At 72.5% G+C, this 19,613-nt stretch carries 17 protein-coding genes; 6 read left to right on the forward strand and 11 right to left on the reverse strand.

Going from position 1 to position 19,613, the window contains the following annotated elements:
- The first annotated feature begins 148 nt into the window (after nt 1-148).
- Nucleotides 149-805 carry a hypothetical protein gene (locus AB0C12_RS00005; protein ID WP_360542384.1) on the forward strand — a complete coding sequence of 219 codons (657 nt, stop codon included), beginning with the start codon at nt 149-151 and terminating at the stop codon, nt 803-805.
- An 843-nt stretch (nt 806-1,648) separates the two neighbouring features.
- Here the strand turns inward: AB0C12_RS00005 and AB0C12_RS00010 are convergent.
- On the reverse strand, nt 1,649-2,527 hold the full coding sequence (locus AB0C12_RS00010) for a DMT family transporter (protein ID WP_360542386.1): 879 nt from the start codon (nt 2,525-2,527) through the stop codon (nt 1,649-1,651).
- Nucleotides 2,528-2,599: 72 nt separating this feature from the next.
- Here AB0C12_RS00010 and AB0C12_RS00015 point away from each other — a divergent pair, with 72 nt between their 5' ends.
- The 3 genes from AB0C12_RS00015 to AB0C12_RS00025 all read left to right on the forward strand — a co-directional run bounded on the left by AB0C12_RS00015 (nt 2,600) and on the right by AB0C12_RS00025 (nt 5,564).
- On the forward strand, nt 2,600-3,502 hold the full coding sequence (locus AB0C12_RS00015; protein WP_360542388.1) for a LysR family transcriptional regulator: 903 nt from the start codon (nt 2,600-2,602) through the stop codon (nt 3,500-3,502).
- Between the two features lie 57 nt (nt 3,503-3,559).
- Nucleotides 3,560-4,045: a hypothetical protein gene (locus AB0C12_RS00020; RefSeq protein ID WP_360542390.1), complete on the forward strand. Its 486-nt coding sequence runs from the start codon at nt 3,560-3,562 to the stop codon at nt 4,043-4,045.
- A 694-nt stretch (nt 4,046-4,739) separates the two neighbouring features.
- Nucleotides 4,740-5,564: a hypothetical protein gene (locus AB0C12_RS00025; RefSeq protein WP_360542392.1), complete on the forward strand. Its 825-nt coding sequence runs from the start codon at nt 4,740-4,742 to the stop codon at nt 5,562-5,564.
- A gap of 28 nt (nt 5,565-5,592) precedes the next feature.
- Here AB0C12_RS00025 and AB0C12_RS00030 read toward each other — a convergent pair whose 3' ends face one another.
- Together AB0C12_RS00030 and AB0C12_RS00035 are read right to left on the reverse strand one after the other, a co-directional pair.
- Nucleotides 5,593-6,807 carry an LCP family protein gene (locus AB0C12_RS00030; protein ID WP_360542394.1) on the reverse strand — a complete coding sequence of 405 codons (1,215 nt, stop codon included), beginning with the start codon at nt 6,805-6,807 and terminating at the stop codon, nt 5,593-5,595.
- Nucleotides 6,804-6,968: a hypothetical protein gene (locus AB0C12_RS00035; RefSeq protein WP_360542396.1), complete on the reverse strand. Its 165-nt coding sequence runs from the start codon at nt 6,966-6,968 to the stop codon at nt 6,804-6,806. Before AB0C12_RS00035 ends, AB0C12_RS00030 begins: the two co-directional genes overlap by 4 nt.
- A 131-nt stretch (nt 6,969-7,099) precedes the next feature.
- Between AB0C12_RS00035 and ftsH the strand changes: the two genes are divergently transcribed.
- Nucleotides 7,100-9,205, forward strand: coding sequence for an ATP-dependent zinc metalloprotease FtsH (gene ftsH, locus AB0C12_RS00040; protein ID WP_360542398.1), 2,106 nt, complete (start codon nt 7,100-7,102; stop codon nt 9,203-9,205).
- A 47-nt stretch (nt 9,206-9,252) separates the two neighbouring features.
- Here ftsH and AB0C12_RS00045 read toward each other — a convergent pair whose 3' ends face one another.
- From AB0C12_RS00045 to AB0C12_RS00055, 3 genes are read right to left on the reverse strand one after another with little or no spacing between them, the layout of a single operon-like run.
- Nucleotides 9,253-10,203: an MBL fold metallo-hydrolase gene (locus tag AB0C12_RS00045; protein WP_360542400.1), complete on the reverse strand. Its 951-nt coding sequence runs from the start codon at nt 10,201-10,203 to the stop codon at nt 9,253-9,255.
- A gap of 23 nt (nt 10,204-10,226) precedes the next feature.
- A complete protein-coding gene (locus tag AB0C12_RS00050) occupies nt 10,227-10,886 on the reverse strand; it encodes a response regulator transcription factor (protein ID WP_360542402.1) in 660 nt (219 codons plus the stop codon).
- The gene (locus AB0C12_RS00055) at nt 10,859-12,100 is read right to left on the reverse strand and encodes a sensor domain-containing protein (RefSeq protein WP_360542404.1); all 1,242 of its coding nucleotides are present in this window, start codon (nt 12,098-12,100) and stop codon (nt 10,859-10,861) included. Before AB0C12_RS00055 ends, AB0C12_RS00050 begins: the two co-directional genes overlap by 28 nt.
- A gap of 91 nt (nt 12,101-12,191) precedes the next feature.
- Between AB0C12_RS00055 and AB0C12_RS00060 the strand changes: the two genes are divergently transcribed.
- Complete coding sequence (locus AB0C12_RS00060) at nt 12,192-14,501, forward strand: ABC transporter permease (RefSeq protein WP_360542406.1); 2,310 nt, start codon at nt 12,192-12,194, stop codon at nt 14,499-14,501.
- Nucleotides 14,502-14,505: 4 nt separating this feature from the next.
- Here AB0C12_RS00060 and AB0C12_RS00065 read toward each other — a convergent pair whose 3' ends face one another.
- From AB0C12_RS00065 to AB0C12_RS00085, 5 genes are read right to left on the reverse strand one after another with little or no spacing between them, the layout of a single operon-like run.
- Nucleotides 14,506-15,573: a polyprenyl synthetase family protein gene (locus AB0C12_RS00065; protein ID WP_360542408.1), complete on the reverse strand. Its 1,068-nt coding sequence runs from the start codon at nt 15,571-15,573 to the stop codon at nt 14,506-14,508.
- Nucleotides 15,570-16,952 (reverse strand): nucleotide pyrophosphatase/phosphodiesterase family protein, encoded by a 1,383-nt coding sequence (locus AB0C12_RS00070; protein ID WP_360542410.1) that lies wholly within the window; start codon nt 16,950-16,952, stop codon nt 15,570-15,572. Before AB0C12_RS00070 ends, AB0C12_RS00065 begins: the two co-directional genes overlap by 4 nt.
- Nucleotides 16,949-18,100, reverse strand: a complete 1,152-nt coding sequence (gene eboE / locus AB0C12_RS00075) for a metabolite traffic protein EboE (protein ID WP_360542412.1) — start codon at nt 18,098-18,100, stop codon at nt 16,949-16,951. Before eboE ends, AB0C12_RS00070 begins: the two co-directional genes overlap by 4 nt.
- Nucleotides 18,100-18,948 (reverse strand): TatD family hydrolase, encoded by an 849-nt coding sequence (locus AB0C12_RS00080; RefSeq protein WP_360542414.1) that lies wholly within the window; start codon nt 18,946-18,948, stop codon nt 18,100-18,102. Before AB0C12_RS00080 ends, eboE begins: the two co-directional genes overlap by 1 nt.
- A complete protein-coding gene (locus tag AB0C12_RS00085; protein ID WP_360542416.1) occupies nt 18,948-19,556 on the reverse strand; it encodes an EboA domain-containing protein in 609 nt (202 codons plus the stop codon). Before AB0C12_RS00085 ends, AB0C12_RS00080 begins: the two co-directional genes overlap by 1 nt.
- Between the last annotated feature and the right edge of the window lie 57 nt (nt 19,557-19,613).

A 19,613-nucleotide genomic window follows, 5' to 3' on the forward strand; every position in this document is an offset into this window, starting at 1 on the left:
TCGGGTGTCCCTGCGTGCGCTCCCCCCCTCGGCCGGGGGGCCCCCCCCCGCCGCCCCGGCCCCCGGCCGTGCGGCGGGCCCCCCCCCCGGGGCGGCCGCCCGGCCGGCCCCCGACACTCAGGGGGACGCACCGACGGAGGTGTCCACGATGACCGGCAGACATCCGGCGACAGCGGCCCAACGCACCGAACTCCTGCACCGGATGTTGCTGCTGCGCGCCGGCGACCAGGACCCCGCCCACCGCGGCGAGGAGGCGATCGCGGTGGGCCTGCGGTCCGCGCTCGGCCCGGGCGACACCGTGGCCGCCGGCCCGGTCCTGGCCGTGGAGCTCGCGCACGACGACGTCCGGCGGCACCGGCCGGCGGTGACGGTCTGCTTCGTCGGTGACGAGGCGGCGCCCGGGCTGACCAGCTGCCTGGGCCGGGCGATCGACGACCGGCTGCCCGTACTGTTCTGCTGCGCGGGCCGGCACGGGACCGATCCGGACGGCCTGCCGGCCGGCACGGTGGACGGCGCGGACATCGAGGCGGTCACCCGGGCGGCCCTGACGGCGGTGCATCCGGTACGGGCCGGAGCAGGGCCGCGGCTGCTGCACTTCCGCACGTACGCCCGGGCGGACAGTCCCCGGCACGACCCCATCCGGATCCTGGTCGACCGGATGCGCACCGACCACCAGCTCGACGACAACGCCCTGGCCGCGATCGAGAAGCACGTGGCGGAACAGCTCGGCGGGACTCGTTGCCTTCCGGTGACGCTGGGCTCCGCGTTCGGTCCTGGGGGCTGTTCCTCGTACACCGGCTGTTGATCTGCCTGCTCTGCTTTCGCAGTATGCCGGGTTCTTTGAGCGGTTTTTGCCGGCTTGCTGTTGGACGGTTGGGGGCAGGGGTGACCAAGATCGGCTTGAGGAGCATTTATGCCGTTCTTGGTCACCCCTGCCCCCAACCTTGCATGGTTTCCTGTTCCGGGTTGGATTTTGGTTGCTCGTCGCTGGGTGCTGCGCTTTCCTGGGTGATCCCCTTGCGGTGAGGGGTCTGGCTGCCGCGCTGTGGTTATTGCGGGGGATTTTGTCGGGCAGGCCGGCCTGAGTGGTGGGTCTTGCGTACGCACCTCGCCGGTTTCGGTGATTGCTTGGTGGGGCTACCGGCCCGCCGACGGTCTCATCTGAGACCTGTTGCATGCCATTGGCGTCTGGGTGGTGGCCGATTCGCCGTCAGCCGTTCGCTGCCGTCTCGCCGGCAACGCTGCGGAATCCGTGTGTGGCAGAGCGCCGGGCCACGCATCGTCCTCGTCGGCCGTGCCGGGCGCTTCGGCGCTGTTTTCGGGGTGCAGCGTGTGGTGCTGGGCGAGGTTTCGCGGTCGGTTGGTCGGTTCGTGGCGGGGAGGGGCTGCGCGGGGTTGCATGCGGATCCACAGTGGTATCCGGGGGCTGCCGTGAGGTTGGGGTTCGGCACGTGGTTCGGCCTCGGCCTGTGCGGGAGGTGGGGATGCGGTGGCTCGTCCGTTGGGGTGCGGACGAGCCGTCGCTGGAGCGCTCTTGTTCAGGCGAGGGAGGTGCGCCACAGGGATGGGTTGCCGTCGCAGTGGTACTGGACGATGGCGATGTGTCGCCGCCGGCGCTGCCGGCCGGGGCGCGCCGGCGCATTGCGGTTCAGACCGGGACCAGCGCCCGGTGGTCGGCCTCGACGCGCTGGCCGTAGTACGTGCCGGCCAGGACGAGCGTGATCCCGGCGACGGCGATCGGGGTCAGGTGCTCGCCGGCCACGCCCACCCCGATCAGCACGGCCCACACCGGTTCGGTGCCCAGCAGCAGGCTCGCGCGGGCCGCCGACGTACGGCGGATCGCCCACAGCTGCACCAGGAACGCGAACACGCTGCAGCCCAGCGCCAGATACAGCACGCCGAGCCAGTGCCCCGGCCCGAAGGCCCGCACCGCCGAGGGCAGAGCCGGTGCCGCAAGGACCGTGAACAGGACCGCGCCGACCATCATCTGCAGCCCGGTGAGCGTCACCGTGTCGTACCGCCGGCCGTCGGTCAGTCGTCCGGACAGCGTGACGTGCGCCGCGCGAACGACGGCCGCAGTCAGCATCAACGCGTCGCCGGTCGTCGGTGCGCGCAGCCCCGGCCCGGCGACGAGCAGCACCACGCCGGCCACCGCCACCGCCGCGGCCACGAAGAACCGGGGCGGCAGCCACCGCCGGCGCACGGCACCCTCCAGCGCCGGCGTCAGCAAGATCGTCAGGCTGATCAGCACCCCGGCGTTGGTCGCGCTGGTCAGCGCCACCCCGTACGTCTCCAGCACCAGCACCGCCGCCTGGGTGAGGCCCAGCAGCGCCCCGACCCGTACCTCCGAGCGGCTCAGCCGTCGCACAGCCATGACCGGCGCCAGCGCGACCGCCGAGACGAGAAAGCGCAGCGCCAGCACAGCCAGCACTCCACCGACCAGCACGAGGGTCTGGGCGACCAGATAGCTGCTGCCCCACACCACCGCCACGGCCAGCAACAACAGATCGCTACGGCGTATCGACATGGTCGCAGCCTGGAGCCGGTCTATCGTGAAGACAAGACGCCAGCTTCTCAACCGATGGTGTAGTGACGCCTAATGGATCTGCATCATTTGCGCCTGCTCAGGGAACTCGGCGACCGCGGAAGCCTCGCCGCCGTCGCCCGAGCGATGCACATCACGCCCTCGGCCGTCTCGCAGCAACTCCGGTCGCTGCAACGCTCGGCGCGCGTGCCGCTGACCGAACGCCGCGGCCGCCGCCTCGTGCTGACCGAAGCAGGCCGGGCCCTGGCCGCCGCGGCCATCGAGGTCTCCACCGCACTCGACCGGGCCGGGCGGGCCGTGGACGCGTACCTCGACAACCCGGCCGTGCCGGTCACCGTGGCCGCCTTCCACAGCGCCGGGCTCACCTACTTCGGCCCGCTGCTCAGCCGGGCCGGCCTGCCACCGTTGCGGTGCTCGGACCAGGACGTGCCGCAGGCCGGCTTCCCGGCCCTGGTCGCCGACCACGACCTGGTGCTGGCGCATCGGCTGGCCCACAGCCCACCCTGGCCGGCGGACCGGCTCACCGTCGTGCCGCTCGTCCACGAGCCGCTGTACGTCGCGATGCCCGCCGGCCACCGGCTCACCTCGAAGACCTCCCTCACCGCCGACGACGTCGCCGCCGAGCCGTGGATCAGCGTCCGCGAGGGATTCCCGATCGAAGGCGTCCTGACGGCGATCGCCGCGGCTGCCGGCCGGCCCCTCGAGATCGTCCACCGGGTCAACGAGTTCACCGTCGTGGCCGCGATCGTGGCCGCGGGCGGCGGGCTCGCGCTGCTGCCCGGCTACACCAGCCGGCCCGATCCCGGCGTGGCGCTGCGGCCGCTGGCCGACCTGCCGGTCGGGCGCCGGATCGACGTCCTCACCCGCCCGGAGAACCTGCACCGGGTCGCGGTACGCACGGTCCTCGACGCGCTGCACGAGATCGCGGCCGAGCACCGGCGCCCGTCTCGAGCCTGACGGCGGCGCCAGGGTGCAGCCAGCAGATATCGACAAACATCAGTAGGGTCGGGCACTGTGAACCGACTGACGATCTCCTGGGCCCTCGGTGCCGTTGCCGTTGCGCTCCTCAGCGGGTGCTCCTCGGATGAGCCCCCGCAGACCGGCACGGCTGCGCCCGCGACGTCCTCGTTGTCCGTGGCGCCCAGCTCCGCTTCCGGCGACGGGCCTGCGGCGTCGGCATCGGCCGCCGCGAAGGGAGGGGGTACGGCGCTGTGCGAGAAGGTGACGGCGGCCAAGGTGGCGTTGAATGAGGATCTCAAACGGGTGGTCGCTCCCGGCGGAAAGGTGCCCCCGGCGGAAGGCAAGAAGCTGATGACGGGCCTGGCTGCCACGCTGAGCGACCTCGCCGCGTCCGGCGACGGCGAGCTGGCCGACGCGCTGGAGGGACTCTCGGCCGAGGCTGCAAAGGCGGCCGGTGCCGCCGACCCGGTGCAGGCGGCCCTGAGTCCCGCGTTCGACGCGGCGGGCCAGAAGGTGGACAAGGCATGTGCGAAGCCTTGACCGACGTCAGTTCCATGCTACCGATATGAACCGCGTGGAGTTCACGACGGTCTCTCCGGAGGCCTTGTCGCCTCTCAAGGCGGCACGCCGTCAATAACAGTCGTGGTCACTACGGCCGGGCGGGCGCCGGCACCTCTCGGACGGGTTTTCGCGATCGCGGGGTCGGGCGTCGGGAACCCAGAACGTACAGCGGGCAGACCTGCCGGATTCGGATCCGACTCGATCATGCGCTTTCACGGCGGCCCAGATGCTCCGGGTGGGTGCGATTGAGGACCGCCTCAGCCTCGATTCTCGGTCACCCGGAACAGCTGACGGCCCGCCTTCTGAGGCCAGATCCGTTACAGCGGCCCCTGGTCCTCAGCTCGACGTTGCGAGCCGCCGGCTCGACTGAGACGTGAACACGAACGAGGTACAGGGGATGGTCTGATCGGGATGACCGCGCGCAGGCCTATGGCCACGCCGGCGTTCGCTGTCACCCACGCGACAGGCGCTCGCTGGACAGGCGCCGACAAACAGCCGACGCTAGAAGGACCAACCCGCTGGAGCAGCCTCGAAGGGGTCGGAAGGGGCACACTGCCATGGTCGTTCCCGGTAGCGGGTACTCGGCAATATGAGTGGGCGAAGACACGGAGGAATCAGGGGCCTCCTTTCTGATCCCACCACAGGCACCGTAGTAGGACTCATCGGCATTGCGGTGCCGGCCGTCGGCCTGATCAGCAAGAATGGGAATGCCAAAAATTTGCTGCTCGTGCTGAGCGCGTTGATTATCGCAGCGTTGATTGTTCGCGAGTTCCTGGCCAAGCAGAGCAAGATCATGGCACCGCGAGGCAATCCTGGCGAGATGGCGCATCCTCGATTCTACGAGAAGGTGCAGCGCGACGTGGTCGGAAGACGCCTCTCCGACATCGAGGACATGGCTGACGGAATACTTCGCGTCTTCGGATCCGATGTGCGAGCCGTCAGCGTCACGCTCTTTCACGCGCTGGCGGAATCCACAGACGACGCCAAACAGGTCTACGCGACCGATCTCACCAGCAACCCCGACATTCTCAAGACGAGGCAGGACTACCTGACGTCGAACAGAGAGCTGATAAGGTCCGGCGGAGCGGTGCATCGAGTGTTCATCTGTCGAGAATCGGATCTGGCTTCGCGGGACTTCGCACAGGACCTGCTCGACGTCGTACACCGGCACCGGAACATAGGTGTGGCCTGTGGCATGGCGGTCTTCGAGCGCATCGACCCCACACACGCGGTTGATTTCGTCGTGTTCGCGGGGGCCGCCGTTCTGATCGAAGAGCAGCAGGCGACCGTGGACTACCGGACCGGTCGCAGTACGGTGCAGTTCAAACGGGTCGACGGCTGGACTCACCGTTTCAAGGACCTGTGGGAAGCAAATCGGACGCCATCAGCATCCGAGCAACTGGCCGGTTACGAAGCGATGGTGCGGCGCATGCTGGCCGACGGCGCCTGGTCGGCGGCCGAAGTACGCGAGTACCTCTCCCACATAGATCCGGGGTGAGACACCGCTCCGATCTGCCAGGCATCGGTCAGCTGCGCGTCACCCAGCTGGGGTTGGCCAGGACGAACTCGTCGACAGTGTCGGTCTTCACCGACTTCAGCAGGTCCATGCTCGTGTCGCTCAGGATCTCCGCGCTGCCCACGCCCGGGATGGTCTCGCTGTTGAACTTGCCGTTGTTCGTCTTGATGGTGATCAGGTCCTCCGGGCGGATCCCCCGCAGCGCGAACACCCAGTCCGGCAACGGGATACCGCCGTCGTCGACCGTCATGGTCTTGCCGACCGCCTTCAGCAGGCCGGGCAGCTTCGTCGGTGAGTCCAGGCCGCTGTCCATGATGTTCTTGATCAGGGCCTTCAGGAACTGCTGCTGGTGACGCTGGCGGCCGTAGTCGTAGCTGTCGTCCTCCAGCAGGTCACGCTGGCGGACGAAGTCCAGGGCCTCTGACGGGGTGAAGCAGCGGTTGCCCTTGCGGTAGATGTTCGGGGTCACGCCGCGGATCTTGGCGCGCAGCGTGCCGTCCGGGTTGATGCGGTACGGCGCCGTCAGCTTCCCCGTCTTGTTGTCGTGGCCGTAGTGGATCGATGTCGTGGTGGTGTCCACGTACATGCAGACTTTGCCGAGAACGTCGACCACTTTGCGGAAGCCCTGGAAGTCGATGATCGCGCCGGCGTCGGGGGTGATGCCGGTCAGGCTCTTCACCGTTTTGGCCAGCAGGGTGAAGCCGCCGGTGAGCGCCTTCTCGCCGGTCAGGCCCCGGCTGCCGTAGGCGAACGCTGAATTGATCTTGTTGCGGCCGCCGGCGTACCGCTGGGCGCCGTTGTCGAATTCCGGGATGCGTACGTAGCTGTCGCGTGGCAGCGACACCAGGTACGCCTGTTTGTGGTCGGCCGGGATGTGCAGCAGGATGATCGAGTCCGACCGGGTCAGCTTGCTGGGATCCTGGTTCGGCCGGGTGTCCAGGCCCACCAGCAGGATCGTCTTCGCGCCCTTGACGCTGACCCGCTTGGTCTCCACCCGCGTCTCGCCCAGCAGGTTCTGTTGGGTGACCGTCTCGGTGGCCGTGCCCAGCAGCACCCGGGTGCCCGCGACCGCCGCCCCGCTGCCCGCCATCAGCAACGCGCCGACCACGACGCACCACAGCGCCCAGCGCGGCGAACGCCTCGTCCGGCCCTTCTTCGCCGGAGCGGGGGCGCTGTCGCCCTGCTCCCCTGCCGTCTGCGCTCCACGGCTCGCACGCTTGCTCACAGCACCCGCTCCCGGCTCAGGACGCGCTCCGGCCGCAGGCGTGCCGCGGTCGCCGCGAGCCGTCGGGCCCGGACGTCGGCGGTGGCGCGCGGCGTGCCGGCCGCGAGTCCCCGCACCGCGTCACGGCGTGCGAACGCGGTGCGCCGTTCTCGTTCGATCATGGTTGCCCCCTCGATGGAGACGACGGGTACGGAACATGAGAACGTTGCGAAATTCTGGATGAACAATCGAGGAGCGTCGCCCTCATCACGTCGCGGGCAACCGGGCACCCACCGCGAGTAGCGTCGCGACCATGAGCACCCCCGGGCCCGAGCAGAGCGGTCGCCCCAGCGGGCCGCTGTCCCGTGCCGGCGGCTCCGGCCGCGCCGGCGACGACCGTCCGCCCGCCCCGCCGCCGTGGCGGGTCGAGGGCGCCCCGCCGGGCAGCAACGGTGCCAAGACCCCGCGTCCGGCCTGGCAGCGCTTCGGCTGGATGCTGCTGGTGCTGCTCGCGCTCAACTGGATCATCTCCTCGACCCTGCTGGCGCCCGAGCCGCGCACCGCGGTTTCCTACACGTTCTTCCTGACCCAGGTCGACGCGAAGAACGTCGCGGACATCACCTCGACGGCCGACACCATCGAGGGCACGTTCACCGAGAAGACGTCGTACACGCCGGTCGGTGGCAAGGCCGTGCAGGTCGACCGGTTCACCACGCAGCGGCCGTCGTTCGCCGAGGACAACCTGTTCGCCAAGTTGCAGGCGAACGGCGTACCGGTGAATGCCAACCCGCCGGACGCGCCGCGGCCGATCTGGCAGCAGGTGCTGCTGGGTTTCGGGCCGACCCTGCTGCTGGTCGGGCTGCTCATCTGGTTCCTGCGCCGGGCCGCCGCCGGGGCCGGCGGCGGCATCGGCGGGTTCGGCAAGTCGCGGGCCAAGCTCTATCAACCCGAGGGCGGCCCGCGGACGACGTTCGCCGACGTGGCCGGCATCGAGGAGGTGGAGCAGGAGGTCACCGAGATCGTCGACTTCCTGCGCGAGCCGGAGAAGTACCGCAGGCTCGGCGCGCAGATCCCGCACGGCGTGCTGCTGTCCGGCCCGCCCGGCACGGGCAAGACGCTGCTGGCCCGGGCGGTGGCCGGCGAGGCCAAGGTGCCGTTCTTCTCGATCTCCGCCTCCGAGTTCATCGAGATGATCGTCGGGGTCGGCGCCAGCCGGGTGCGAGACCTGTTCGAGCAGGCCAAGAAGGTCTCCCCGGCCATCATCTTCATCGACGAGCTGGACGCGATCGGCCGGGCCCGCGGCGGCGCGCAGTCGCTCGGCGGCAACGACGAACGCGAGCAGACCCTCAACCAGATCCTCACCGAGATGGACGGCTTCACCGGCAGCGAGGGCGTCGTCGTGCTGGCGGCCACCAACCGGCCGGAGATCCTCGACCAGGCGCTGCTGCGCCCGGGCCGGTTCGACCGCCGGGTCACGGTCAGCCCGCCCGACCTCAGCGGCCGGCGCAAGATCCTCGAGGTGCACACCCGCGGTGTGCCGGTGGCGCCCGAGGTGGAGCTGGGCGCGATCGCCTCCGCGACGCCGGGCATGGTCGGCGCCGACCTGAAGAACCTGGTGAACGAGGCGGCGCTGCTGGCCGCCCGGCGCAAGCACGAGCAGGTGGCCGTGGCCGACTTCAGTGACGCGCTGGAGAAGATCGTGCTCGGCACGGTCCGCGGCATCATGCTGACCCCGCAGGAGAAGGAACGCACAGCGTTCCACGAGTCCGGCCACGCGCTGCTCGGCATGCTCACGCCGGGCGCCGACCCGGTCCGCAAGATCTCGATCATCCCGCGCGGGCAGGCCCTGGGCGTGACGTTCCAGAGCCCTTCGGCCGACCGGTACGGCTACTCGGCGAAGTATCTGCGGGGCCGGATCATCGGCGCGCTCGGCGGCCGGGCGGCCGAGGAGGTCGTCTACGGCGACATGACCACCGGCGCCGAGAGCGACCTCGACCAGGTCAGCAGCATCGCCCGGCAGATGGTGGGCCGCTGGGGCATGTCCGAGGCGATCGGCCCGGTGACCGTGCTGCCGCCGCCGGGCAGCGAGTCGCCGCTGGGCCTGGACGGTGTCGCGCCGGCCACCAAGGAGCTTGTCGACGCCGAGGTCCGCAAGATCGTGGACGAGTGCTACGACGAGGCGCTGAGCCTGCTGCGGGGGCACCGCGAGCAGCTGAGCGCACTGGCGCACCGGCTGCTGGAGGCGGAGACGCTGGACGAGGCGGACGCCTACGCCGCGGCCGGCATCGAGCGCGAGCACGCGCCGGGAGCGGTGGCCCGCGGCGAGATCCCGGGCACCCCGCCGGCGCCCGGCCTGCCGCCCGAGGACGCCCCGGCAACCACCCAGGACGACCAGCCGGTGACCGCGACCCGCGACTGATCAAGCGAGGACGAAGGACCGCGGGCCGATCGCGAGCCCGCGGTCGGTCAGGGGCGCTGCCAGCCGGCCATCGCGGTGAGGAGTTCCAACAGCGTGATCGGCTCGGTGGCCGGGTCCAGCGACCGGTAGGCGCAGTACAGGTTGGCGACCGTGCGCTCGGTCTCGCCCCAGGCGGCGTAACGGCCGAGGTCCACGACCGCGGCGGCCTCGCGCCAGGTGCGGCCGGCGGCGATGCTGCTGACGGCGTACCCGTGCAGGAAGGTCAGGTAGTCGCGGACCTGGCGGATGCCGTCCGGGCCGGTGACCGGGCCGTGGCCCGGCACGACCGTGACCGGGTCCAGGGCCAGCATCCGGTCACAGGCCGCGATCCAGTTCCCGACCGGCCCGGACCAGATCATCGGGGTGCCGCCGATGAAGAGCAGGTCCCCGGCGAACAGTGTCCGCGCGTCCGGCACCCAGACGACCACGTCACCGCGGGTGTGCGCGGGCCCGAGCGGCAGCACCTCGACAGCCCGGCCGCCGACCTCCAGCGTGGTGGGCGCGGTGACCGTCTCGTCGGCGCCGCGGACCGGGATGTCCGCGAAGGTGTACGCGCCGAAGTTGCGCCGCAGGTAGGGGCCGAGCACCGGGCCCAGTTCCGCGGTCATGAGCTGGGCCAGCAACGCCGGCGGCACCTCGTGCAGATCGTCGTCGAAGTGCGGGCCGGCGTGGATGACCGTGCCGGCCGGCAGCAGCGCGTTGCCGTAGCAGTGGTCGCCGTTGGCGTGGGTGTTGACCGCGTGGCGCAGCGGGCTGCGGTCGGTGACCGGGGCCATCGCGGTGAGCATCTCGCGGGTCATCGGCAGGTCGAAGAGGGTGTCGACGAGCAGCGTGCTGCCGGCGCCCTCGATCAGGCCCGCGTTGCTCAGGCCCCAGCCGCCGTCGGGGGCGAGCCAGGCGTGCACGCCCTCGGCGATCTCGTGCAGACCCTTGCGGTACGCGACGCGGTCAGCGGACATGGTCCCTCCGGCGGGAGTAGGGGTCAGGCGCGTAGGTAGGCGAGGACGGCCAGCACGCGACGGTGGTCCTGCTCGTCCTGGGGCAGGTCGAGTTTCTGCAGGATGGCCCGGATGTGCTTGGCCACGGCCGCCTCGGTGACGACCAGCCGCGCCGCGATCGCCGCGTTGGAGCGGCCCTCCGCGATCAACGCGAGCACCTCCCGCTCCCGGGGTGTGAGCGCGCCCAGCGGGTCCCGGCGGCGGCGCAGCAGCTGCCGTACGACTTCCGGGTCGACGACCGTGCCGCCGTCCGCGACCCGGTGCAGCGCCTCGACGAACTCCTCGACCCGGCCGATCCGGTCCTTGAGGAGGTAGCCCACGCCGGTGCCGTCGCCGGATTCGAGCAGGTGAGTGGCGTAGGTGGTCTCCACATACTGGCTCAGGACCAGGATCGGCAGGGCCGGGTGGCGGCGGCGCAGCTCGACCGCGGCGCGCAGGCCCTCGTCGGTGAAGCCGGGCGGCATCCGCACGTCGGTCACCACGATGTCGGGGCGACCGGTCGCGACGGCCTCGGGCAGCGCGGCGGCGTCGTCGATCGCGGCCACGACCTCGTGACCGAACCGGGCCAGCAGCCCGGCCAGTCCCTCGCGGAGCAGGACGCTGTCCTCCGCGAGGACTACGCGCAGGGTGGCAGTGGCCGGCACGGGAGCTCCACGGTCAGGACGGTCGGGCCGCCGGGCGGGCTGGACAGGGTCAGTCTCCCATCGACCACGGACACCCGGTCACCCAACCGCAGCAGTCCGGTGCCGCCGTCCGGGTCGGCGCCGCCGCGGCCGTCGTCGCGTACCCGGACGGTCAGCAGGCCGTCCGCGTAGCCGCCGGTGATCTCCGCCTGGGCCGCGCCGCTGTGCCGGGTCAGGTTGGCCACCGCCTCGCAGACGACGAACCAGGCGGTCGACTCGATCGGGGCCGGGAAGCGGCCGGGCAGGTCCAGGCCGACGGCGACCGGGAGCACCGAGCGGTCGGCGAGCTCGGCCACCGCGGCGGGCAGGCCGAAATCGGTCAGCAGCGGCGGGTGGATGCCGCGGATCAGCTCGCGCAGCTCGGTCAGGGCCCGCTCGGCCTCGTCCTGGGCCCGGGCCAGCCGGGTGGTGAGCGGACCGGCGGGCGCGTCGAGGCGGGCCAGCCCGAGCATCATGGTCAGCGCGACCAGCCGCTGCTGGGCGCCGTCGTGCAGGTCCCGTTCGATGCGCGCGCGTTCGGCCTCGAAGGCGTCGACCAGCCGGACCCGGGAGCGGGTCAGCTCGGTGATGCGCGCGTCCGGGCCGGTGAGCAGGGTCCGGGCCAGCGCGGCGCGGGCCCCGGCATAAACCGTCATCCCGTACGCGGCCAGCACGAACACCGGCCCGGCGAGGGCGGCGACGGCCACCGCGAGCGGCCACGAGGTGACCGGCCAGGCCTTGAGCACGTTGACCTGCTCGCCGTCCACGCCCAGCAGGACCGGGGTGGCGAGCAGCGCCAGCGGCACCGCGACGGTGAGCACCACCGCGAGCACGTCGAACGGCCAGAGCAGGGCGAGCAGCAGCGCGTGGCCGAGCTCGCGCCAGGTGACCGGTTCGGTGTAGCGGGTGTACAGCCAGGACCGCAGGCCCGGCCGGGGCGGTGTGCGGTGCGCGTCCGGCAGTGGCCGGTCGTCGAGGAGCCGCCGGGCCCGGCGTTCGGCCCGCGCGACCGGCAGGCCGGTCAGGGCGAATGCGGCGGGGCCCAGCACGACCAGCGCCCCGGCGGTCAGCAACAGCAGCCCGGCGAGCAGCACCAGAGCGCCGGTCAGGGCGCCGCCGAGCAGATAGGCCGCGGCGCGCCACGGCCACGCGGACAGCAGGAACCGCCGGCTGCCCAGTGCCTGCCACACGTTCACGCGGCACACCGTAGACCGTAGTGCCAGCGCTACCGGGAAGACTCCTCTCCGGGAGACTGTGCGGTGGCGCCGGCGTCGGCAGGGTGAAGCGATGATCGTGACACTGGCGAGCCTGCGTACCCGCTGGGCGACGCTGACCGGCAGTTTCGTCGCCCTGACGCTCGGCGTGGCCCTGCTGGCCACCATGGGCCTCGCGCTCGCGTCCACCCTGGACACTCCCGGGCAGCGGCCGGAACGGCTGGCCGGCGCCCCCGTCGTGGTCCGCGGACCGGACGAGTTACGGGTCGGTGACAAGCACCGGCCGCTCGCGAACTACCGGGGCGTCCCGGCCGGGGTCGCCGCGCGGCTGGCGGCGGCCGTGCCGACTGTCGCGGACCGGTCGTTCGCCGTGCGCGACGGTTTCACCGGTCATCCGTGGTCGGTGGCCCGGTTCGGCGGCTACCGGCTCACGGCGGGCCGCTCCCCCGCCGCCGACGGCGAGATCGTGGTGAGCGGGGAGCCGGCGCTGCTCGGCTCGGAGGTGCAGGACCGCCGCGTGGTGGGGACGGTCGAGCCGGCCGGGTACGAGCGGGCCGTGTTCTTCACCGACGCGGCGGCCGCGCGCTTGTCCCCGCGGATCGACAACCTCGTCGTGGCCGCCGATCCCGGTCCGGTCCGGGCGCTGATCGGGGCCGCGCCGGGGATCCAGGTGCTGACCGGCGACGAGCGGCGGCGGGCCGATCCCGACCCCGATCGCGACGCCGAGGCGCTGATGACGGTGAACGCCCTGCTCGGCACGGCCGGCGGGATCACCATGTTCGTGTCGGTGTTCGTGGTGGCGTCCACGTTCGCCTTCGCGGTCGCCCAGCGCCGCCGGGAGCTCGGTCTGCTGCGGACTGCCGGGGCGACGCCGGGTCAGGTGGGCCGGATGGTGCTCGCGGAGGCGGCGGTGGTCGGGGTGCTGGCGTCGGCCGCGGGCTGTGGGCTGGGCGCCCGGGGTGCGCCGCTGCTGGCCCGGTTGCTCGTCGACGAACGGCTGGCGCCGCCGTGGTTCGTCATCGGCGCGCACCGCTGGCCGTTCCACGTGGCTTTCTGGACCGGGCTGCTGGTGGCGCTGGCCGGGGCGGTGACCGCCGCCGTACGGGCCGGGCGGGTCGGGCCGCTGGCGGCGCTGCGGGAAGCCGCCGTGGACACCGGCAGCATGCCGCCGGGACGCCGGATCGCGGGTGCGGTGGTGCTGGCGACCGGCCTGGGGCTGCTGATCTGGCGCGTGGTCGTGGAACCCGGCGAAGCCCTTCACCGCAAGACCTACACCACTCAGCCGATGCTGCTGATCACCGCCGTCGCCCTGCTGGCGCCGCTCGTGGTCCGGCCGCTGGTCCGCGCCGTCCGGCTGCCCGGCGTGACCGGCCTGCTGGCCCGCGAGAACGCCGCCGCGGGGATCCGGCGCACCGCGGCGATGGCGGCGCCGGTGCTGATCACGGTCGCGTTGACCGGGTCGCTGCTGGGCGCGACGGCCACCATCACCACCGCCAAGGCCACCGAGCTGCGCGAGCGGACCCGGGCCGACCTGATCGTCGAGCGACCGGACGCCGCCACGGTGGCAAAGGCCCGGGCCGTACCGGGTGCCACCGTCATGACCAGCGCGCAGACGGCGGTCTACGTCCTGGAGGACGGTGTGGCGCTGGTCGGCTTCCCGGCGTCGGCCGTGGACGCGGGCGCGCTGGCGTCGGTCCGGCGGCTGCCGGTGGTCGCGGGCAGCCTGGCCGAGCTGGACGACTCCAGCATCGTGGTCACCGACGAGTGGGCCCGGCACACGGTGGGCAGCCGGATCGACGTGTGGCTGGGCGACGGGACACCGAGGACATTGCGCATCGCGGCGGTCCTCGCGGCCGGTACGGGCAGCGACGGCGCGTACGTGACCCAGGCCAACGCGCCGGGCGTGGCACCGGACCGCCTGGAGATGACCGTCCCGGAGCCGTCCCTGGTGACCGGGCTCGGCCTGAGCCGGGAGCAGTGGCTCGCCGAGCAGGCGCCAGGCACCGGTCGGCCGACCCGGGTGGGTTTTCTGGTGGTGCTCGGCATCGCGTTGCTCTACACGGCCATCGCGCTCGCCAACACGCTCGTCATGGCCACCACGGGCCGGGTGCCGGAGTTCTCCGCGCTGCGCCTGGCCGGGGCGACCCGCGGTCAACTGCTGCGGCTGGTCACCGTCGAAGCCCTGCTGGTGGTCGGGGTCGGTGCGGTGCTCGGGGTGACCGTCACGCTGCTCAACCTGGCGGGCATCTGGGCCGCGCTGGGCCGGCTGTCGGTGTGGTCGCCGCTGGTCGTGCCGTGGCAGCCGCTGGCCGGTGCCGCGGGAGCCTGCGCGATCATCGCGATGACGGCGGCCCTCGCCACGGCGGTGCGGCGCGCGCGGTGACGGCTCAGTGCCGGCGGACCACCGCGGAGGCGGCCAGCCCGGCGAGGGCCTCGCGGGCCTCACCGGTCAGGGGCGCGTCGGCGAGAGCGGCCGTCGCCTGGCCGGCGCGCTGCGCGATGAGGTCCTCGGTGCGTTCCCGGGCGCCGGTAGCGGTGATGATCGACCGCAGCTCCGTCGCACCGGCCTCGTCCAGCTCGGGATCGCCGAAGAGCCGGCGGATCCGGGCCGCCTGGGCGCGGTCGGCGCGGTCCCGGGCCATCGCCACCATCACGGTGGGCTTGCCCTCGCGCAGGTCGTCGATGACCGGTTTGCCGGTGACGGCCGGGTCGCCGAAGACGCCCAGCACGTCGTCGCGCAGCTGGAAGGCGTCGCCCAGCGGGTCCCCGAACGCCTGCAACGCGTCCTGCAGCGCCGGATCGCCACCGGCCAGCGCCGCGCCGATCTGCAGCGGGCGGGTCACCGTGTAGCGGGCCGCCTTCATCCGGATGACGGTCAGGGCGCCCGCCACCGAGCCGTCGCCCACGCCGGAGACCAGGTCCAGGTACTGCCCGGCGATGACCTCGGTGCGCATCACCGTGAAGAGCCGGTAGCCGCGGTGGATCCAGTCGATCGGCAGGCCCGACTCGTGCAGCATGTGGTCGGCCCAGGCCGCGCAGAGGTCGCCGCAGAGCAGCGCCGCGCTGTGGCCGTAGCGGGTGGCCTCGCCGCGCCACGAGTGCCGGGTGTGCACCTCGGCGAAGTGCCGGTGCACGGTCGGCTGGCCACGGCGCAGGGTGCTGCCGTCCATGATGTCGTCGTGGATCAGCGCGAACGCGTGGAACAGCTCCAGGGCGGCCGCCGCGATGACGATCTGCGGGGTGTCCGGCTGCCCGGCGCCACGCCAGCCCCAGTAACAGAACATCGGGCGCAGCCGTTTGCCGCCGGAGAGCACGAACCGGCGGACCGCGTCGAGCACACCCGCCGGGGTGCCGTCCGGCCAGTGCGGCCGCTGCCGGTCCAGGTACGCGACCAGCGCGGCCTCGCACCGGCGGGCCAGCTCGGCGTCGGTGCCCGGATCGGTGCCGACGCTCATGACGGCAGGCCGGCCAGGGTGAGCAGCAGCTCCTTCACCTCGACGGCCTCGATCGACTCCCGGGCGGCGGAGGCGTCGGAGCAGATCAGCACCGGCGCGTCCCGCGGGTCGGTGGGCAGCCGGCCGTGCGAGCCGCGGACCGCGCGGGCGCCGGCGTCCAGGCCCACGACGCTCATCATGTACCGCATGCCGGCCTTCTTGCGCAGCAGAGCCACCGCGGCCCGGCCCTTGGCGGCGCCGGGTCCGGCCGGGTCGAAGAACAGCTCGGCCGGGTCGTAGCCGGGCTTGCGGTGGATCTCGACCAGCCGGGCGAAGTCCGGGGCGGCCGCGTCGTCCAGCCAGTAGTAGTACGTGAACCAGGCGTCCGGCTCGGCGACCAGCACCAGCTCACCGGAGCGGGCGTGGTCGAGCCCGTGTCCGGCCTGGGCGCCGGCGTCGAGGACCTCGGCGACCCCGGGCAGCGCGGCGCAGAGCTTGGCCACGGCCGGGATGTCGGCGGGGTCGCGGACGTAGACGTGGGCGATCTGGTGGTCGGCGACGGCGAACGCCCGCGACCGCCACGGGTCGAGGTACTCCATGCCGGCCTGGGTGTACACCTCCAGCAGGCCCTCGGCGCGCAGCAGCCGGTTGATGTCGACGGGGCGGGAGACGTCCGTGATGCCGTACTCGGAGAGGACCACGACGGTGGCGTCCCGGGCCGCGGCGGCGTCCAGCAGCGGGCCCAGGGTGACGTCGAGCTCGGCGGCGGCCGCGGCGGCCTGCGGCGAGGACGGGCCGTGGCGTTGCAGGTCGTAGTCCAGGTGCGGGACGTACACCAGGGTCAGGTCGGGCTGGTGGCGGTCCATGATCTGCTCGGCGGCCCGGCAGATCCAGGCCGACGAGGGCAGCCCGGCGTTGGCCCCCCAGTAGCTGAACAGCGGGAACGTGCCGAGCTCGGCGGTGAGCTGGTCGTGCAGCTCCGGCGGGTACGTGTAGCAGTCCGGGTCCTTGCGCCCGTCGGCGTGGTAGATCGGCCGGGGCGTGACGGTCCAGTCCACGTCGGCGCCCATCGCGTACCACCAGCAGACGTTGGCCACCGTGAAGCCGGGGCGGCGCGCCCGGGCCGCGTCCCACAGCTTCTCCCCCTGCACCAGCGCGTTGTGCTGCCGCCAGAGCAGCACCTCGCCGAGGTCGCGGAAGTACCAGCCGTTGCCGACGATGCCGTGCTCGGCGGGCAGCGTGCCGGTGAGGAAGGTGGACTGCACCGAGCAGGTGACCGCCGGCAGCACGGTGCCGAGCGGGGCCTGAAATCCGGTGCGGGCCAGCCGGGCCAGGCGCGGCATGTGCTCGAGCAGCCGCGGCGTCAGGCCGACGACGTCCAGGACGACCACGGGCTTCACGACGTCACTCCTTGATCGGCGGTGAGACCCAGCGCGGTGAGCTGGGCCCGGGCGAAATACAGCTCGGACGCGATCCCGGCGGCGAGCTCGGCCGGGCCGTGCGGGCGCGAGGCCGGCGGCAGCACATGCCAGGTGTACGTCTCCACGTCGAAGTGGTCGCACAACGCCTCGGGACCGCCCACCAGCAGCCGCAGCGAGTCGACGAGCACCCCGACGGTGCTCTGCAGCGGCGGTACGGGCGGCGCGTGCAACGGCACGTGGTAGTGCACCCGCCAGGGCTGGTCACTCGCGCCGGGCAGCGCGAGGGCCTCGTCGAGGTCGTCCGTGGACAGTCCCCGCGGGCCCCTGGTCTGGTGCAGGAACCGCGGTTCGACGTACTCGCCCAGCACGGCGGCGTCGGCGCGCGGATCGGCACTGGCCAGCGCGGCCGAGACCTGCACCTTGACGATCGGCAGGCCCGCGTCGGCGAGGTGGCGCAGCGCGTCGGCGGGCTCCTCCCAGGAGCAGGCCAGGTGCGCGAGGTCGAGGCAGACGCCGAGACGGGTGGTGTCGGCGCCGGCGAGCAGTTCCGCCGCCTGGACGGTGTTCTCGATGACGCAGCCCGGCTCGGGTTCGAAGGCGACCCGGATCTGGCGGTCCAGCAGGGCCAGCGAGCGGGCGAGCTCGTCCAGGTTGTGCCGGCAGTCGGCGGCCCGGCCCGCGTTCCAGGGGTCGCGCCAGGCCAGCGGCAGGGTGGAGACGGAACCCCGGGCGGCGCCGGCCGGCAGCAGGTCGGCGAGGACCCGGGCCAGGTCCAGGGTGTACGCGAGCCGCTGCGCCGTGCTCCAGTCGGGCTGGTAGACGGCGTGCTTCACCACCGGCGCCTGGAACGCCTGGTACGGGAACCCGTTGAGAGTGACCACCTCCAGCCCGCGCGCGTCGAGCTCCCGGCGCAACCGTTGCCGGTCGGCGACGTCGGAGGCGAGCCCCGCCGCGACCGGTGCGGCCAGCCACAGGCCGAGCCCGAGCACGTCGGTGCCGAGCCGTTCCCGGATCGGCACCGCGTACGTGTCGAGCTGCTCCAGGATGCCGGCGAGGTCCTCGGCGGCGTGCACGTTGGTGCAGTAGGACAGGTGCACGGTCTGCCCGTCGCGATGACGCAGCCGCATCAGCTGCCTCCGCGGGCTATCGAGCTGCCGGCGAAGGACGGGCCCGGCGTGGTCGCGGACAGGTCGAGGCGGCCGGACTGGCCGTAGAACTCGATCGGGTTGCGCCACAGCACCCGGTCCACGTCGTCGGCGGTGAAGCCCGCGGCCAGCAGCGCCTTGCCGGTCTCCACGGTCAGCAGCGGGTCGGAGTGACCCCAGTCCGCCGCCGAGTTCACCAGGATCCGCTCGGTGCCGTACGCCTTGATGATCTCCACCATCCGCGGCGGCGACATCTTGGTCTCCGGGTAGATGGAGAAGCCCAGCCAGCAGCCGGAGTCGCGGACCAGGCCGACGGTGACCTCGTTGAGGTGATCGACGGCGACCCGGCCGGGCTCGATGCCGGACTCGGCCACCACGTCGAGGGTGCGCTTGGTGCCGGCGGCCTTGTCCCGGTGCGGGGTGTGCACGAGCGCGGGCAGCTCGTACTCGATCGCCAGGGCGAGCTGGGCGGCGAAGGCCTCGTCCTCGGCCGGGGTCATCGAGTCGTAGCCGATCTCGCCGACCGCGACCACGCCGTCCTTGTCGAGGTAGCGCGGCAGCAGGTCGAGCACGCCCCGGCAGCGCGGATCGTTGGCCTCCTTGGGGTTCAGGGCCAGCGTGGCGTGGTGCCGGATGCCGAACTGGGCCGCCCGGTACGGCTCCCAGCCGATCAGCGAGTCGAAGTAGTCGGCGAACGAACCCGGATTGGTACGCGGCTGCCCGAGCCAGAACGCCGGCTCCACCACGGCCTGCACGCCGTGGGCGGCCATCGCCCGGTAGTCGTCGGTGGTGCGCGAGGTCATGTGGATGTGCGGGTCGAAGATGCGCATCACGCCTGCTTCCTCGAGGTGTTGGCGACGGTGAGCCGGTTGAGCAGGGCGAGCGCGTCGTCCGGCATGCGCCGGCCGGCGGCGGCGCGTTCGGTGGCCAGCGCCCCGAGCATGGCCGCCAGTTCCTGGTCGGCCCGGTCGCCGAGCCGGTCGACCGCGCTGAGCGGGACGCCCATGAAGACGCACTTGACCACACCCTGGCGCCAGGTCGCGGCGTCCAGGTGCGCGGCGTAGGGGCCGAGTGCGGCGGCGACCAGCCGGGTGTCGTTGGTGCGCAACGCGTCGTGCAGCAACGGCACCCCGGCGTCGCCGATGTCCAGCAGCGGCAGGGCGGCCAGCACGGCGAGCCGTTCGGCGGCGTCCCCCTGCTGGTACAGGGTCACGATCCGCGGCGGGTCGGCCAGTTCGGCCAGCAGCAGGACGCGCCCGGCCCGCCCGGCCGTCCAGGCGCTGTCGCCGGCCAGCGGCTCCCGGCCGAGCTTGCGCTCGGCGCGGGCGAACAACGGCCCGGCGGCGTCCGGGTCGGCGCGGACGCGGGCCAGGGCGTCATCCAGCCAGTCCCGTCCCGGTACGGCGGCCAGTGCCGCGCGCAGGTCGTCAAGGGTCATGGCTGAGCCTCCTTCGCGATGCCCTTCTGGCCGTCGGCCGGTCCCGCAGGGCGATGC

The organism is Actinoplanes sp. NPDC048967, assembly GCF_040649415.1.
In the GTDB taxonomy this organism is placed as follows: Bacteria; Actinomycetota; Actinomycetes; order Mycobacteriales; family Micromonosporaceae; genus Actinoplanes.